Below are 15,388 nucleotides of genomic sequence, written 5' to 3' on the forward strand. Positions count from 1 at the left end.
CGAACATGAACCCTGTGTGACAGGGATCATGCAATGACAATTTCGTCATGTTTTCTCAGGAGTATCCGACGTACCAGGTGCTATGGTTAGGTTCCCGGCGGCCACCGGCGTGGCCAACTGCTCACCGCTTCCAGGTACGGACAAGGAGGCTGGCATGAACAAGATGACGTTCCCCAACGCCTGCCAGGTGATGCGCTGGCATTTCCACCCGCTGGGCTTCGAAGCCAGCATGGATGCGCCCCGCAGCATGATCGCCCGCCTGTTCGACAGGGCCACGGGGGAAACCTTGCTGGCCATTGCCGGTATCCCGTGCAGCGCGATCATGGCGGCTGCGGATGTCGAACGAATCATCGAGGCCGTGGAAGCCGAGATGGAGGCGTTCGTACCTGCCCAGGTACTGCGCGACGCCGGCTAGCTCAGCGCCGGGCTGCTCTCGCGTAACACCTGCAATTTAGTCATGAACTGCTCAACCGGCACCGGCTGCCCGAGCAGATAGCCTTGCAGCGAATCGCAGCCCAAGCGGGTCAGGAAGTCCTGTTGCCCGTCGGTCTCCACACCCTCTGCGACGATCCGCAGCCCCAACGCCTGCCCCAGTGCGACGATCGCCGAAACGATCGCTGCATCGTCGCTGTCCTGCTCCAGGTCGCGGACGAATCCGCGGTCAATCTTCAGCTCGTTGGCCGGTAGCCGCTTCAGGTACATCAGGCTTGAATATCCCGTGCCAAAGTCATCGATCGACAGATCCACGCCCATGTCGGACAAGCGCTGCAGCACGGTCAGGCTGGCATCGGCATCGTGCATGGCCGTGGTTTCGGTGATTTCCAGGGTCAGGTGGTTGGCCGGCAGGCCGTTTTCGCGCAGGGCACGGGCGACGCTGTCGACCAGGCCGGCATGGCAGAACTGCAGGGCCGACAGGTTGACCGCCATGCGCCAGTCGCCGTGGCCTTGCTCCAGCCATTGACGCATCTGCCGGCAGGCTTCATCGAGCACCCACTCGCCGATGGGGATGATCAGCCCGGTCTTTTCCGCAAGGCCAATGAAACGGTCGGGCAGCAGCAGGCCATGCTGCGGATGCTCCCAGCGCAGCAAGGCTTCGGCGCCGATGGGCTGGCAGGCCTGGGCGTCGAACTTTGGCTGGTAATGCAGGCGGAATTGACGCTGCTCCAGGGCCATGCGCAAGTCCTGCAGCAGCTGCAACTGCTGGCGTGCATTGCTGTTCATCGACACGTCGAAGAAGCTGTAGCCATTCTTGCCGGCGCTCTTGGCGTGATACATGGCGGCGTCGGCGTTGCGCAGCAGTTCAAGCTGGTCCTCGCCGTTGCCTGGGTACAGCACGATACCCAGGCTGGCCGTGAGCTGCAGGTCATGTTCGGCCACCCGATACGGCCGCGAGACCAGGTTGACCTGCTTGACCGCCACGTCCATGGCGTCATCCGGCTCCTGCAGTTCCACCAGCAGCACGAATTCGTCGCCGCCAATGCGCGCCAGGGTGTCCTGGCTGTGCAGATGCCCGCGCAAGCGTGCAGCGACGGCCTTGAGCAACAGGTCGCCGACATGGTGGCCGAAGGCATCGTTGACCGGCTTGAAACCATCCAGGTCGATGAACATCAGGGCAAAACAGCCCCCCTGCTCCGCGACCTTGCCGATGGCCTGCTCGATTCGGTCCGACAGCAGCGTGCGGTTGGGCAGGCCGGTCAGGGTGTCGTGCAGGGCCAGTTGGGTCAGTTCCTGGTTGGCCAGTGTCAACGACCGAGCCAGCTCCGCTGTGCGGGCCTCCAGGCGGGCGTCCAGCACCGAGGTGAGCAAGGCCACCGCGAGCACCGCCAGGGTGGTGATCAGCACCAGATAGACCAGGCCATCCCCCTGCAAGCCACCACCCAGGGCGCCACAGAAACTGCCTGTCGGGAAGTTCGCCGCAGCCATGCCCGTGTAGTGCATGCCGACGATGGCAAGGCCCATCAGCATGGCCGCCAGGCCTCGGATCTGGCGCACGTAAGGGGTGTGCTGGCGCAGGCGGAAAGCGATCCACAAGGCCGCTGCCGAGGCGCCCACGGCGATGGCCAGCGAGGCACCGAACAGCGTCGGGTCGTAGTCGATACCCGGCAGCATCCGCAATGCCGCCATACCGGTGTAATGCATGCAGCTGATGCCCGCGCCCATGAACAACGCGCCGAAGGCCAGTTGCAGGTACGGCAGGCTCGGTTGGCTCACCAGCCACAAGGCAAAGCCCGACGACAGGACCGCGATCAACAACGACAGCGCGGTCAGGCCAATGTCATAACCCAGGTCGATGGGCAGGCTGAAGGCGAGCATGCCGATGAAGTGCATCGACCAGACGCCGATGCCCATGGCAAAGGCGCCACCTCCCATCCATAGATAGACCGCCCGTCCCTTGGCGGTGGCGATGCGACCGGTCAGGTCCAGGGCGGTATAGGACGCCAGGATGGCCACGCACAGCGAGATCAACACCAGCGAAAAGGAGTAGCTACCGGTAAGCATTGGGAGTTCCAGCGGAGGGACAAGGGGCCCAGAAAAGCTGACGATTGTACTCAAGCTTTGGCGAAACGCACGGGGTTTTTGCGAATGGGAATGGGTCTGATAGACCGATGGAATGGTGTGTCAGTACCGGCCCATTCGCGGGACAAGCCCGCTCCCACTGAGTCCCGCCATAACCTGATGAATGGGTAGCCTGTGGGAACGGGCTTGTCCCGCGAATGGCCGTTGAAGCCAATCACTCCTGCTCGGCGTACGCCTGCTCGGCATCCCAGCCACCGCCCAGCGCGGCGATCAACTGTACGCTGGCCACCAGGCGCCCCTGAAGCAAATCCAGCACGCTACGCTCGTTGCTCAATGCCGTGGTCTGCACGTTCACGACATCCAGATAACCGATCAACCCGGCGCGGTACTGGTTCTCGGTCAGGCGCAACGACTCGCGCGCAGCATCCAGCGCTTCCTGACGCACCACGGCCTCGTCGGCATACACCTTGAGCTGCACCAGGAAGTTCTCCACCTCCTTGAAGCCATCGAGCACGGTCTGGCGGTACTGCGCCACGGTCTGGTCATACACCGCGACGGTACGGTCCACCTCGGCGCTGCGCTTGCCGGCATCGAACAGGGTCAAGGCCAGTTGCGGCCCCACCGACCAGTAACGGTTGGGCAGCTCGATCCAGTTGCTGAAGCTGCTGCTGGAGTAACCGCCACTCATGCTCAGGCTCAAGTCCGGGAAATAGGCGGCACGGGCCACGCCGATGTTGGCGTTGGCCGCCATGACATTGCGCTCGGCCGAGGCAATGTCAGGCCGGCGTTCAAGCAGCTGCGACGGCAGGCTGATCGGAATCTGCGGCAATGCCGGGATGTCCTTGCTGTCGGCCAGGGCGAAATTCGCCGGCGCCCGGCCCAGCAGCACGGCGATGGCGTTCTCGAACTGGGCGCGCTGCCAGATCAGGTCGATCAGGTCGGCCTGGGTGCTCTTGAGCTGGGTACGCGCCTGCGCCACTGCATCCGGGCCGGCAACACCGGCGCGGTACTGGTTTTCGTTCATGCGCAGCGAGCGCTCGTAAGCTGCCACGGTGGCTTCCAGCAGGCGCTTCTGTTCGTCGATCACACGCAACTGCAGGTAGTTCTGCACCAGCTCCGACTGCTGGCTGAGGCGGATCGCCGCGAGGTCGGCGAAGCTGGCTTCGGCGCTGGCCTCGTCGGCGTTCAGGGTCTCGCGCAGCTTGCCCCACAGGTCGATTTCCCAGCTCACGCCGAGTTGCGCATTGTAGGTATTTCGAATGCCGCTGCTGTTGTTCGACAGGCTCGAACTGGAGCTGCCGGTGCCTTGCGCCGAGCGGGTCTTGCCGGCACTCATGTCGAGGCTGGGGAACAGCGAGGCTCGGCTGCTGCGCACCAAGGCCTGGGCCTGACGGTACTGGGCTTCGGACTGGGCGACGGTCTGGTTGCTGCGGTTGAGCTCATCCACCAGTGCATTGAGCCTGGCATCACCGTAAAGCTCCCACCAGGCGCCACGGGCGATGGCATCGGCCGGGCTGGCCTGGGTCCAGCCTTCGGCCTGCTTGAACTGCGCAGGCGTGCTCAGCTCGGGGCGATGATAGTCCGGGCTCAAGGTACAGGCGCTGAGCAGCGCCACGCACAGGCCGGCGCCGACCAGGCGCGAACCTCGTCCCCGGGTCAGCAGCTGCAAGGCACGGTGAAGTGGAGTCTGGGCAAAAGTCATAGCGGAGTTTCCAGAGCGGCGTCGGTGCGCACGCCGCGCCAACGGTTGAATCGGTGGCGCAGGCGGTCGAGGTACAGGTACACCACCGGCGTCGTATAAAGGGTCAGAACCTGACTGAAGACCAGCCCGCCAATGATCGTCAGGCCCAACGGCTGGCGCATCTCCGCGCCTTCGGCGCGGCTCAGAAGCAGTGGCAAGGCGCCGAGGATCGCCGCCAGGGTGGTCATCAGGATCGGCCGCAGGCGCAACAGGCAGGCCCGGCGGATCGACTCCTCCGGTGTCATACCCTGGTTGCGCTCCAGCTGCAGCGCCAAGTCGATCATCAGGATGGCGTTCTTCTTCACCACGCCGATCAGCAGGAACAGGCCCAGCAACGAGATCAGGCTGAACTCGCCGCCAGTGACGTAAAGCGCCAGCAAGGCGCCAACGCCGGCCGAGGGCAAGGTCGAGAGAATGGTCAGCGGGTGAATGTAGCTTTCGTAGAGAATACCCAGCACCAGATACACCAGCACCAGCGCGCCGAGGATCATCAACGGCTGCCCTTCCTGGGTCTTGGCGAAGGCGTTGGCGGTACCCCCAAGCTTGGCGATCACTTCCTCTGGCAGGCCCACCTTGGCCACTGCCCGCTCCACTGCGGCCATGGCCTGGTCGGTGCTGTAGCCCTCGGCAACGTCGAAGGCGATGTCTTCCGAGGCGAACTGGCCCTCGTGGCTGACCCGGTCGTTGGCCAGGCTGTTCTCGTAGTGGGCGATGGTCGACAGCGGCACGCGTGCGCCGTCGCTGGTGATGACCTGCACCTGCTCCAGCGTGCTCGGGTCCCAGGCGAACTTGGGGTTGATCTCCAGCACAACCTGGTACTGGTTCAGGCTGTCGTAGATGGTCGAGATCTGCCGCTGGCTGTAGGCGTTGTTCAGCACCGTGGTCACCATCGCCATGTCGATGCCCAGGCGCTTGGCCTGATCACGGTCGACCACCAGCGTCACCTGCTGGGTGCCGGCGCCGTCGTGGGCATCGATGGCGGTCAGCTCAGGCAGCGCGCGCATCGCCGCGACCACCTTCGGGAACCACTCGCGCAGCGCCGCCAGATCACCACTCTGCAGGGTGTAGAGGTACTGCGAGGAGGTCTGGTCGCGACCACCGCCACCGAGCTGCAGGTCCTGGTCAGCCATCAGGAACAGCCGCCCACCCGGCACCTTGGGCAGTTCCTTGCGCAACCGCTCGATGACTTTCTGCGCGTCGAGCTTGCGCTCGCTGATCGGCTTCAGGCGCACCAGGACAAAGGCATTGTTGGTCCCGCTGTTGCCGCCGATGAATCCGGCCACGCTCTGCACCGCAGGGTCGGCGAGCAAGGCGCGACGGTAGATCTCCATCTTCGGCTGCATCACGCTGAACGACAGGCCGTCGTCGCCGCGGATGAAGCCTATCAACTGGCCGGTGTCCTGTTGCGGCATGAGGGTTTTCGGCACCACCACGTACAAGGCGATGTTCATGGCGATGGTCGCCAGCAGGCTCACCAGGGTCAGCCGCTTGTGCCGCAAGGCCCAGCCCAGGCTGATGTCATAGGCGCCGACCATGCGCTGGTGCAGCGAGTCGCTCCAGCGCTGCAGGCGAGTCGGCTCGGCGCGATGCGGCTTGAGCCAGCGGGCGCAGAGCATGGGTGTGAGGGTCAACGATACGATCAGGGAGACGATGATCGCCGCCGCCAGGGTGATCGAGAACTCCTGGAACAGGTTGCGCACGATGCCGCCCATGAACAGGATCGAGACGAACACCGCCACCAGCGAGACGTTCATCGACAGCAAGGTGAAGCCTACTTCCTTGGCGCCAAGAAACGCCGCGCGCATGGGCGGCTCGCCGTCCTCGATATGCCGGGAGATGTTCTCCAGCACCACGATGGCATCGTCCACCACAAGGCCAGTGGCGAGGATCAGCGCCATCAGCGACAGGTTGTTGAGCGAGAAGCCGCACAGGTACATCACCGCGAACGTGCCCACCAGCGATACCGGCACCGCAAGGCTTGGGATCAGCGAGGCGCGCAGGCTGCCAAGGAACAGGTAGACCACCAGGATCACCAGCACCACGGCGATCAGCAAGGTGTGCTCGGCCTCCGCAAGGGTGGCTTTGATCACCGGCGAGCGGTCCATGGCCACGTTCAGCTGGACACTGGCCGGCAGCAGCGACTGCAGGGCCGGCAACTGGGCCTTGATCTGCTCGACCGTCTCGATGATGTTGGCGCCGTTCTGGCGGTTGACCACCAGCAATACCGCGCTCTGGTCGTTGAAAAAGCCGCTGTTGTAGCGGTTCTCGACGCTGTCGGTGATGGTCGCCACGTCGGAGAGGCGCAGGATCGCGCCATTCTGCTGGCGAATCACGATCGGCTCGTAGTCCTTGGCGGTTTCCAGCTGGTCGTTGGCACGCACCTGCCAGTTGCGCTCGGCGTCTTCGACGAAGCCCATGGGTCGACGCTGGTTGGCGTTGGCCACGGCCGTGCGCACTTCGTCCAGCGACAGGCTGTACTGGTTGAGCAGCTGCGGCTCCACCGCGATGCGCACCGCCGGCAACGAACTGCCACCGATCTGCACCTCCCCTACCCCGATGACCTGGGCCAGGCTTTGCGCCAGGATGGTATCGGCCAGGTCATACAGCTGGCCCTTCTGCAGCACGTCCGAGGTCAGCGACAACACCATGATCGGCGCCTGGGACGGGTTGTACTTCTTGTAGGTCGGCATGCTGCGCATGCCGCTGGGGAGCAGGTTGCGGGTGGCATTGATGGCCGCCTGCACCTCGCGCGCCGCACCGTCGATGTCACGCCCCTGCTCGAAACCGATGATCACCCGGGTCGAGCCCTGGTTGGAGCTGCTGGTCAAGGTGCTGACGCCCGCGATGGTGCCCAGCTTGCGCTCCAGCGGCGTGGCCACCGTGGCCGCCATCACCTCGGGGCTGGCGCCGGGCAGGTTGGCCTGCACCACGATCACCGGGAAGTCCATCTGCGGCAGCGGTGCCACCGGCAACAGGCCGAAGCTGACGCCACCGAGCAGCATGATCGCCAGGCTCAGCAGCATGGTCGCCACGGGCCGGCGAATGAAGGGTCCGGACAGGTTCATGCCTGGGCCTGCTGGACGTCGGTGGCCGGGCGCCAGCGGCGTGCCAGACGGTCGAAGTACAGGTAGATGACCGGCGTGGTGAACAGGGTCAGCACCTGACTTACCAGCAACCCGCCGACCATCACCAGGCCCAGCGGTTGACGCAACTCGGCGCCGGAGCCGGTGGCCAGCATCAGTGGCACGGCACCGAACAATGCCGCCAGCGTGGTCATCAGGATCGGCCGGAAGCGCAGCAGCGCGGCCTGGTAGATGGCGTCAAACGGGCTCATGCCCTGATTGCGCTCGGCTTCAAGGGCAAAGTCGATCATCATGATCGCGTTCTTCTTGACGATACCGATCAGCAGAATGATGCCGATGATGGCGATCATGCCCAGGTCATTGCCACTGAGGATCAGCGCCAGCAAGGCACCGACCGCCGCCGACGGCAGGGTCGAGAGGATGGTCACCGGGTGGATGTAGCTCTCGTACAGCACGCCAAGCACGATGTACATGGTCACCACGGCCGCGAGAATCAGCAGCAAGGTGCTCGACAGCGACGCCTGGAAGGCTTCGGCGGCGCCCTGGAAGCGGGTCTGCACGCCGACCGGCATGCCGATCTCCTGCTGCACCTGCTCGATCACCTTGACCGCTTCACCCAGGGACGCGCCGTGGGCCAGGTTGAACGACATCATCACCGCCGGGAACTGGCCGATGTGTGAAATCGCCAGCTGTGCCTGGCGCTGTTCGATGCGCGCCAGCGCCGACAGGCGCACCTGGCCGCCATCGCTGGCCTTGACGTGGATCGACTCCAGCGCCTGCGGGCCGAGGGTCGCCGCGTCACGCGCCTGCAGCACCACGCGGTACTGGCTGGCCTGGGTGTAGATGGTCGAGATCTGCCGTTGGCCGAACGCGTCATACAGGGCGTTGGTAATCTGCCCCACGTTGATGCCCAAACGGCTGGCCATGTCCCGGTCGATCACCAGGAACACCTGCAGGCCCTTGTCCTGAAGGTCGCTGGCCACATCCTGCAGCTCCGGGCGTTGCTGCAGCGCCTCCACCAGCTTGCCGCTCCACTGCGCAAGCAGGTCGGCGTCGGGCGAGGACAGGCTGAACTGGTACTGGGTACGGCTGACCCGGTCTTCGATGCTCAGGTCCTGCACCGGCTGCATGAACAGGCGGATACCGACCAGCTTGTCGAGTTGCGGTTGCAGGCGGCTGATGACCTCGCCAGCCGTCACGTCACGTTCGCCATGGGGCTTGAGGTTGATCAGCAGGCGGCCGCTGTTGAGCGTGGCGTTGTCGCCGTCCACGCCGATGTAGGAAGACAGGCTCTGCACCGCCGGGTCTTGCAGGATCACTTTGCTCAGGGCCTGCTGGCGTTCGCTCATGGCGGCGAACGAGGTCGATTGCGGCGCTTCGGAAATGCCCTGGATCACCCCGGTGTCCTGGACCGGGAAGAAGCCCTTGGGCACCGCCAGGTACAGCACCACGGTCAGCGCCAGGCTGGCCACGGCCACCAGCAGGGTCAGCGGCTGGTGCCTGAGCACCCACTGCAGGCCCCGGCCGTAGTGCGCGATCAGCCAGTCGATCCAGGCGCCGCTGGCGCGGTAGAAACGGCCCTGCTCTTCTTCCTTTGGCTCGCGCTTGAGCAGACGCGCGCACATCATCGGGGTCAGGGTCAGCGACACCACCAGGGAAATCAGGATGGCCACCGCCAGGGTGATGGCAAATTCGCGGAACAGCCGGCCGACCACATCGGCCATGAACAACAGCGGGATCAGTACCGCGATCAGCGAGAAGGTCAGCGAGATCAGGGTAAAGCCGATCTGCCGGGCGCCTTTGAGGGCCGCCTGCAGTGGCGTCTCGCCTTCTTCGATATGACGGGAAATGTTCTCCAGCATGACGATGGCATCGTCGACCACGAAACCGGTGGCGATGGTCAGGGCCATCAGCGTCAGGTTGTTGATCGAGAACCCGGCCAGGTACATCACGCCGAAGGTGCCGATCAGCGAGAGCGGCACGGCGATCGAGGGGATCAGGGTGGCGCTGAAGCGGCGCAGGAAGACGAAGGTGACCATGACCACCAGGACGATGGCGATCAGCAGTTCGTGCTGCACGTCCTTGACCGCGGCACGGATGGTCTGGGTACGGTCGGTCAGTACCGAGACGTCGAGGCCGGCCGGCAGGTTATCGGTGATCGACGGCAACAGTTCCTTGATGCTGTCGACCACCTCGATGACGTTGGCACCCGGCTGGCGCTGGATGTTCACCAGGACCGCCTGGTTCTGGTTGGCCCACGCGGCCAGGCGCTCGTTCTCGGCGCCGTCGACGATTTCGGCGACGTCCTTCAGGCGCAGCGGCGCGCCGTTGGTGTACGTCAGGATCAGGTTGGCGTACTCCTCGGGGGAGCGCAGCTGGTCATTGGCGTCGAGCATCGACACCCGGGTCGGGCCATCGAAGTTGCCCTTGGGCTGGTTGACGTTGGAGGCGCCGATCAGGGTGCGCACGTCTTCCAGGTTGAGGCCGTTGGCGGCCAGCGCATCGACGTTGACCTTGACCCGCACAGCCTGGCGTTGACCGCCGGCAATGCTGACCATGCCCACGCCGCTGATCTGCGCGAGCTTCTGCGCCACGCGGGTGTCGACCAGGTCGTTGAGCTTGGGCAAGGGCATGGTCTTGCTGGAGATCGCCAGGGTCAGCACCGGCGTATCGGCCGGGTTGACCTTGTTGTACACCGGCGGTGCCGGCAAGTCGCTGGGCAACAGGTTGCTGGCCGCATTGATCGCGGCCTGGACCTGTTGCTCGGCAACGTCCATGTTCATGTCCAGGTTGAAGCGCAGGGTCAGCACCGAGGCGCCGCCAGAGCTGGTCGAGGCCATCTGAGTCAGGCCGGGCATCTGGCCGAACTGGCGCTCCAGCGGTGCGGTGACCGCGCTGGTCATCACCTGGGGGCTGGCACCGGGGTAAAGGGTCAGGACCCGGATGGTCGGGTAGTCCACCTGCGGCAGCGCCGAGACCGGCAGCAACTTGTAGGCGATCAGACCGGCCAGGACGATGGCCAGCATGCTCAGGGTGGTGGCGACCGGCCGCAGGATGAACAGGCGCGAGAGGTTCATGCGCCCGCCTTGCCTGCTGCTTTACCAGGCTGTGCTTCGCCCGTCTGCGCCGAGCCCTTGGCGTCCTGACCCTGCAAGTGCTGGCCGGGGGTGGTGGGCACTTGCGAGCTGTCTTCGACGACTTCCACCTTGGTCCCTTCGCGCAGGCGGTCGGTGCCTTCCAGCACCAGGCGCTCACCGGGCTTGAGGCCCTCGAGGATCACGCTGTTCTGACCGTCGGTGGCCCCTACCTTGAGCTTGCGCACGTTGACGGTGTTCTCGGCGTTGACCACATAGGCGAAGGTGCCGTCGTTACCGAACTGGATCGCCGCCGCCGGGGCCATGACCACCTGTTTGAGGGTGTCGGCCAGCAGGCGCACGTTGACGAACTGGTTGGGGAACAGGGCCAGGTCTTTGTTTTCGAAGCGCCCCTTGAACTTCAGGGTGCCGGTGGTGGTGTCGATCTGGTTGTCGATGCTGCCCAGTACACCGCTGGACTGCAGCTTGCTGTCGCTGCGGTCCCACGCCTCGACCGGCAGGCTGGCGCCACTGCGGTAGCGCTCGAGCACGGTGTTCAGTTCGGTTTCCGGCAAGGTGAAGGCCACGTTGATCGGTTCGGTCTGGGTGATCACCACCAGGGCGGTGGTGTCGTTGGCGGCCACCAGGTTGCCCAGGTCGAGCTGGCGCAAGCCTACACGGCCACTGATGGGCGAGCGGATCTGGGTGAAATCGAGGTTCAGCCGGGCATCGCTGACCTGGGCCTGGTTGGTCTTGACCAGCCCCTGGAACTGCGCCACCTGGGCTTCGGCGGTATCGAGGGTCTGTTTGGCGATGCTGTCCTCGGCATACAGGCCTTTATAGCGCGCCAGGTCGACCTGGGCGTTCTTCAGCTGCGCCTGGTTCTGCGCCAGGGTGCCTTCGGCTTGTTGCAAGGCGATGCGGTAGGAGCGTGGGTCGATTTCGGCCAACAGATCACCGGCCTTGACCTGCTGCCCTTCCTTGAAGTGGATCTTCACCAGTTCGCCGGCGACCCGGCTGCGCACATTGACCGTGTTGGTCGCGGTGACCGTGCCCAGGGCCTTGTAGTAGAGCGGGAAGTCGCCCTGGCGTACCGGCTCGACGCGCACCGGCACCGGGTCGGTGGAGCCACCGAACCCTGGGCGTCCGCCCATGCCCATGCCTTTGCCCGGGCGCCCCCCCACCGCCTCTTTATGAGCAGGCGTTGCGGGCCACAGCCACCAGGCCAGCAGGGCCACCAGCAGCAGGATCAGCAGGCCGACGAGCCAGCGACGGGGGGATCGGGAGACAGAAGCTTGCATGGGTTGAACGAACCTTGTTCGAAATGACGACTTTAGGAGGGTGAACGATAAGCACTGGCATCGTTTTAGCAAAGGGCCTTTACCAGAGGTTTACCTTTGCCTGACGTTGCCAAAACGCTGAACTTTAAATGAAAACGGCCCGGAACATGTTCCGGGCCATTACAGGGTGTTGCTTGGATGGCAGGTGGCTGCAGCGTTGCGCTGTCAGGGCCGGCGCAATCCTTACTTCAGTACAGCCAGCGCCGCGTCGTAGTTCGGCTCGTCGGCAATTTCGCCAACCAGTTCGCTGTGCAGCACTTTATCGTTCTCGTCCAGCACCACCACGGCGCGGGCAGCCAGGCCGGCCAGCGGGCCGTCGGCGATGGCCACACCGTAGTTCTCGAGGAACTCGGCACCGCGCAGGGTCGACAGGTTCTTCACGTTTTCCAAGCCTTCGGCGCCGCAGAAACGGGCCTGGGCGAACGGCAGGTCGGCGGAGATGCACAGCACCACGGTGTTGGCCACGTCATTGGCCTGGGCGTTGAACTTGCGTACCGAAGTGGCGCAGGTCGGGGTGTCGACGCTTGGGAAGATGTTCAGCACCTTGCGCTTGCCGGCGAAGTTCTTCAGCGACTGGTCGGCCAGGCCTTCACCTACCAGCGAGAAGGCAGGCGCCTGGGCACCGGCCTGCGGCAGGTTGCCTTTGACTTGAACCGGGTTGCCTTTGAGAGTCACTTGAGCCATGGACGAAATCCTTATGCGGGGTTTGAAAAAGACCCTGAGTTAAGCATGAAGGCGACCGAGTGCCTATGGGGAACGATAAAATTGTTCTATTGCCAGACAATTCTTGTGGACAAAAAAATGTCCGGCTGGCGACAAGCCAACCGGACACTCTTTACAACAGGGGGTTGTATCAGGCCAGCAGGCCGTAAACCACCGAGGTCAGCGCGACCAGGCCGACTACCGTTACGAACACGTTCGACATCGCGCCGCTGTACTTGCGCATCGAGGGCACACGACGGATGGCGTACATCGGCATCAGGAACAGCAGTACCGCGATGATCGGGCCGCCGAGCGATTCGATCATGCCGAGGATGCTCGGGTTGAGCGTGGCGACGATCCAGCACACCACCAGCATCAACGCCGCAACCACACGGTCCAGGGTCTTGGCGGCCGGGCGTGCGCCGGTCTTGGCGATGATGCCCTTGAGGCCTTCGCTGGCGCCGATGTAGTGACCAAGGAACGACTTGGCGATGGCGATGAAGGCAATCAGCGGCGCGGCGAAGGCAATGGTCGGGTTGCTGAAGTGGTTGGCCAGGTAGGACAGGATTGACAGGTTCTGCGCCTTGGCCTCGGCCAGCTGGGCGCTGTCGAGGGTCAGCACGCAGCTGAACACGAAGAACAGCACCATGGCGACCATCAGCAGGTGGGCACGAGCCAGGATCTGCCCGCTGCGCTCGTCGGCGTGCTCGCCGTAGCGGCGTTTCTGGTCAACCGCAAAGGCCGAGATGATCGGCGAGTGGTTGAACGAGAACACCATCACCGGAATCGCCAGCCACACGGTGTGCAGGAAGGCCGAACCCGACGGTAGCTGGCTGGCGCTGTCGAGAATGCCACCGGTCCAGTGCGGCACCAGGTACAGACCCAGCAGCGCCAGGGCGACGATGAACGGGTAGACCAGCAGGCTCATGACCTTGACCGTGGCCTGTTCGCCGCAGCGCACGATGGCCAGCAGGCCGAGGATCAGCACGAACGACAGCAGCGCCCGCGGTGGCGGCGTCATGTGCAGCTGATGCGCCATGAAGCTGCTGACCGTGTTGGTCAGGGCCACGCTGTAGATCAGCAGGATCGGGAAGATGGCGAAGAAGTACAGCACGGTGATCAGTGCACCGGCCTTGATGCCGAAATGCTCTTCGACCACTTCGGTGATATCGCCGCCACTGCGCCCGGAGAGCACGAAGCGGGTCAGGCCACGGTGGGCGAAGTACGTCATGGGGAAGGCCAGCGCGGCCAGGATCAGCAGCGGCCAGAAACCGCCGAGGCCGGCGTTGATCGGCAGGAACAGCGTGCCGGCGCCGATGGCGGTGCCAAACAGGCCCAACATCCAAGTGGTGTCCTGACGCGCCCAGCTGCCAAGGGTGGCGGGGGTCGATTCTGCAAAGCGTTGTTCAACGCTAGAGGCCTGCTCATTCATTCCGGGTGAAGCTCCACTCGCAAGACTGCAACAGGCTGAGAATGGCGAAATAGACCACTCGCCCTACTCAACCGAATAAAGAAGGGCGCGATTGTGCGCTGATGGTTGCACTTTGGAAAGCCCCACCCGAGGGACGGTTGCACTTGTCATGACAACTGGAGAAAAAAGGGGCCGCTTCGCGTCCCATTCGCGGGACAAGCCCGCTCCCACAACCCCTGCACTCAAGGCTTGCAGAGAACCTGTGGGAGCGGGCTTGTCCCGCGAATGGGCCGCAACGCGGCCCCTTTTGTCACATCACTTCTGAACGGCGGCGAACGCTTCGGCAACCCGTTGCAGGTTGGCCGGGCGCAACCCGGACATGCACACCCGGCCGCTGTCGATCAGGTACACACCGAACTCGTCACGCAGGCGGCGCACTTGCTCGACGCTGAACCCGGTGTAGCTGAACATACCGCGCTGGCGCAGGAAGAACTGGAAGTCCTGACCCGGCAGCAGCACGGCCAGGGCATCGACCAGCGCCTGGCGCATGTCGAGGATACGCTTGCGCATCACTTCCACTTCTTCCGCCCACTGGGCATTCAGGGCCGCATCGCCGAGCACGCCGGCCACCAGCTGAGCACCGAAGTTGGGCGGGCTGGAGTAGTTGCGGCGCACGGTCGCCTTGAGCTGGCCGAGCACGCTCTGGGTGGTGGCTGCGTCGTCGCAGACCACCGACAGGCCCCCTACCCGCTCGCCGTACAGCGAGAAGATTTTCGAGAACGAGTTGCTGACCAGGCACGGTACGCCGGCACGGGCCATTTCGCGGATGGCGAAGGCATCTTCCGCCAGGCCTACACCGAAGCCCTGATAGGCGATGTCGAGGAACGGAATCAGCTCACGCGCCTTGACCACTTCCACCACTTGTTGCCACTGCTGCGGCTCGAGGTCGGCACCGGTGGGGTTGTGGCAGCACGGGTGCAGCAGCACGACGCTGTTGGCCGGCAGGGTCTGCAGGGTGGCCAGCATGCCGTCGAAGTCGACGCCACGGGTGGTCTGGTCGAAGTACGGGTAGGTGTGCACCTTGAACCCGGCACCTTCGAAGATGGCGCGGTGGTTGTCCCAGGTCGGATTGCTGACCCAGACTTCCGACTGCGGGAAATAACGCTTGAGGAAGTCGGCACCGACTTTCAGTGCACCGGAACCGCCGACGGTCTGCACGGTGGCCACGCGCTGGCCGGTCACGGCGGGGTGATCGGCGCCGAACAGCAGTGCCTGGATCGCCTGGCGATAGCTGGCCAGGCCTTCCATCGGCAGGTACAGCGAAGCCTCATGGGCCTGGCCTGCGATGCGTTTTTCCACCGCATCCACCGCCGCCAGTTGCGGCACCACGCCGGCCTCATCGTAGTACAGGCCGATACTCAGGTTGACCTTGTCGGCGCGCGGGTCGGCCTTGAAGGTTTCCATCAGCGAGAGGATCGGGTCGCCGGCATAGGCATCGACATGTTTGAACACAGCGTGCA

General features: G+C 64.2%; 9 protein-coding genes. 1 reads left to right on the forward strand and 8 read right to left on the reverse strand.

Annotated features, from left to right (window positions below):
* Nucleotides 1-154 precede the first annotated feature (154 nt).
* Nucleotides 155-415, forward strand: coding sequence for a DUF1652 domain-containing protein (locus ACIPZG_RS07390; protein WP_008091349.1), 261 nt, complete (start codon nucleotides 155-157; stop codon nucleotides 413-415).
* Here the strand turns inward: ACIPZG_RS07390 and ACIPZG_RS07395 are convergent.
* The 8 genes from ACIPZG_RS07395 to ACIPZG_RS07430 form a co-directional block, all read right to left on the reverse strand.
* Nucleotides 412-2,499, reverse strand: coding sequence for a putative bifunctional diguanylate cyclase/phosphodiesterase (locus tag ACIPZG_RS07395; RefSeq protein WP_400711685.1), 2,088 nt, complete (start codon nucleotides 2,497-2,499; stop codon nucleotides 412-414). The genes ACIPZG_RS07390 and ACIPZG_RS07395 overlap by 4 nt on opposite strands.
* 232 nt (nucleotides 2,500-2,731) lie before the next feature.
* Nucleotides 2,732-4,219 carry an efflux transporter outer membrane subunit gene (locus ACIPZG_RS07400; RefSeq protein ID WP_400711688.1) on the reverse strand — a complete coding sequence of 496 codons (1,488 nt, stop codon included), beginning with the start codon at nucleotides 4,217-4,219 and terminating at the stop codon, nucleotides 2,732-2,734.
* Nucleotides 4,216-7,323: an efflux RND transporter permease subunit gene (locus tag ACIPZG_RS07405; RefSeq protein WP_400711691.1), complete on the reverse strand. Its 3,108-nt coding sequence runs from the start codon at nucleotides 7,321-7,323 to the stop codon at nucleotides 4,216-4,218. Before ACIPZG_RS07405 ends, ACIPZG_RS07400 begins: the two co-directional genes overlap by 4 nt.
* Nucleotides 7,320-10,418 carry an MdtB/MuxB family multidrug efflux RND transporter permease subunit gene (locus tag ACIPZG_RS07410; protein ID WP_400711694.1) on the reverse strand — a complete coding sequence of 1,033 codons (3,099 nt, stop codon included), beginning with the start codon at nucleotides 10,416-10,418 and terminating at the stop codon, nucleotides 7,320-7,322. Before ACIPZG_RS07410 ends, ACIPZG_RS07405 begins: the two co-directional genes overlap by 4 nt.
* Nucleotides 10,415-11,716, reverse strand: coding sequence for an MdtA/MuxA family multidrug efflux RND transporter periplasmic adaptor subunit (locus ACIPZG_RS07415; protein WP_400711697.1), 1,302 nt, complete (start codon nucleotides 11,714-11,716; stop codon nucleotides 10,415-10,417). Before ACIPZG_RS07415 ends, ACIPZG_RS07410 begins: the two co-directional genes overlap by 4 nt.
* A 222-nt stretch (nucleotides 11,717-11,938) precedes the next feature.
* Complete coding sequence (tpx, locus tag ACIPZG_RS07420) at nucleotides 11,939-12,439, reverse strand: thiol peroxidase (RefSeq protein ID WP_400711700.1); 501 nt, start codon at nucleotides 12,437-12,439, stop codon at nucleotides 11,939-11,941.
* 169 nt (nucleotides 12,440-12,608) lie between these two features.
* The gene (locus ACIPZG_RS07425) at nucleotides 12,609-13,889 is read right to left on the reverse strand and encodes a serine/threonine transporter (RefSeq protein ID WP_400711703.1); all 1,281 of its coding nucleotides are present in this window, start codon (nucleotides 13,887-13,889) and stop codon (nucleotides 12,609-12,611) included.
* 294 nt (nucleotides 13,890-14,183) lie between these two features.
* On the reverse strand, nucleotides 14,184-15,380 hold the full coding sequence (locus tag ACIPZG_RS07430; protein ID WP_400711706.1) for an aromatic amino acid transaminase: 1,197 nt from the start codon (nucleotides 15,378-15,380) through the stop codon (nucleotides 14,184-14,186).
* Nucleotides 15,381-15,388 lie beyond the last annotated feature (8 nt).

It is taken from the genome of Pseudomonas sp. NPDC089395 (genome assembly GCF_044749525.1).
Taxonomy (GTDB): Bacteria; Pseudomonadota; Gammaproteobacteria; order Pseudomonadales; family Pseudomonadaceae; genus Aquipseudomonas.

Bases quoted from the DNA above. Each gene is read 5' to 3' on its own strand.
- ACIPZG_RS07390 (WP_008091349.1), top strand. From the start codon at position 155: ATGAACAAGATGACGTTCCCCAACGCCTGCCAGGTGATGCGCTGGCAT.
- ACIPZG_RS07395 (WP_400711685.1), bottom strand. From the start codon at position 2,499: ATGCTTACCGGTAGCTACTCCTTTTCGCTGGTGTTGATCTCGCTGTGC.
- ACIPZG_RS07400 (WP_400711688.1), bottom strand. From the start codon at position 4,219: ATGACTTTTGCCCAGACTCCACTTCACCGTGCCTTGCAGCTGCTGACC.
- ACIPZG_RS07405 (WP_400711691.1), bottom strand. From the start codon at position 7,323: ATGAACCTGTCCGGACCCTTCATTCGCCGGCCCGTGGCGACCATGCTG.
- ACIPZG_RS07410 (WP_400711694.1), bottom strand. From the start codon at position 10,418: ATGAACCTCTCGCGCCTGTTCATCCTGCGGCCGGTCGCCACCACCCTG.
- ACIPZG_RS07415 (WP_400711697.1), bottom strand. From the start codon at position 11,716: ATGCAAGCTTCTGTCTCCCGATCCCCCCGTCGCTGGCTCGTCGGCCTG.
- tpx (WP_400711700.1), bottom strand. From the start codon at position 12,439: ATGGCTCAAGTGACTCTCAAAGGCAACCCGGTTCAAGTCAAAGGCAAC.
- ACIPZG_RS07425 (WP_400711703.1), bottom strand. From the start codon at position 13,889: ATGAATGAGCAGGCCTCTAGCGTTGAACAACGCTTTGCAGAATCGACC.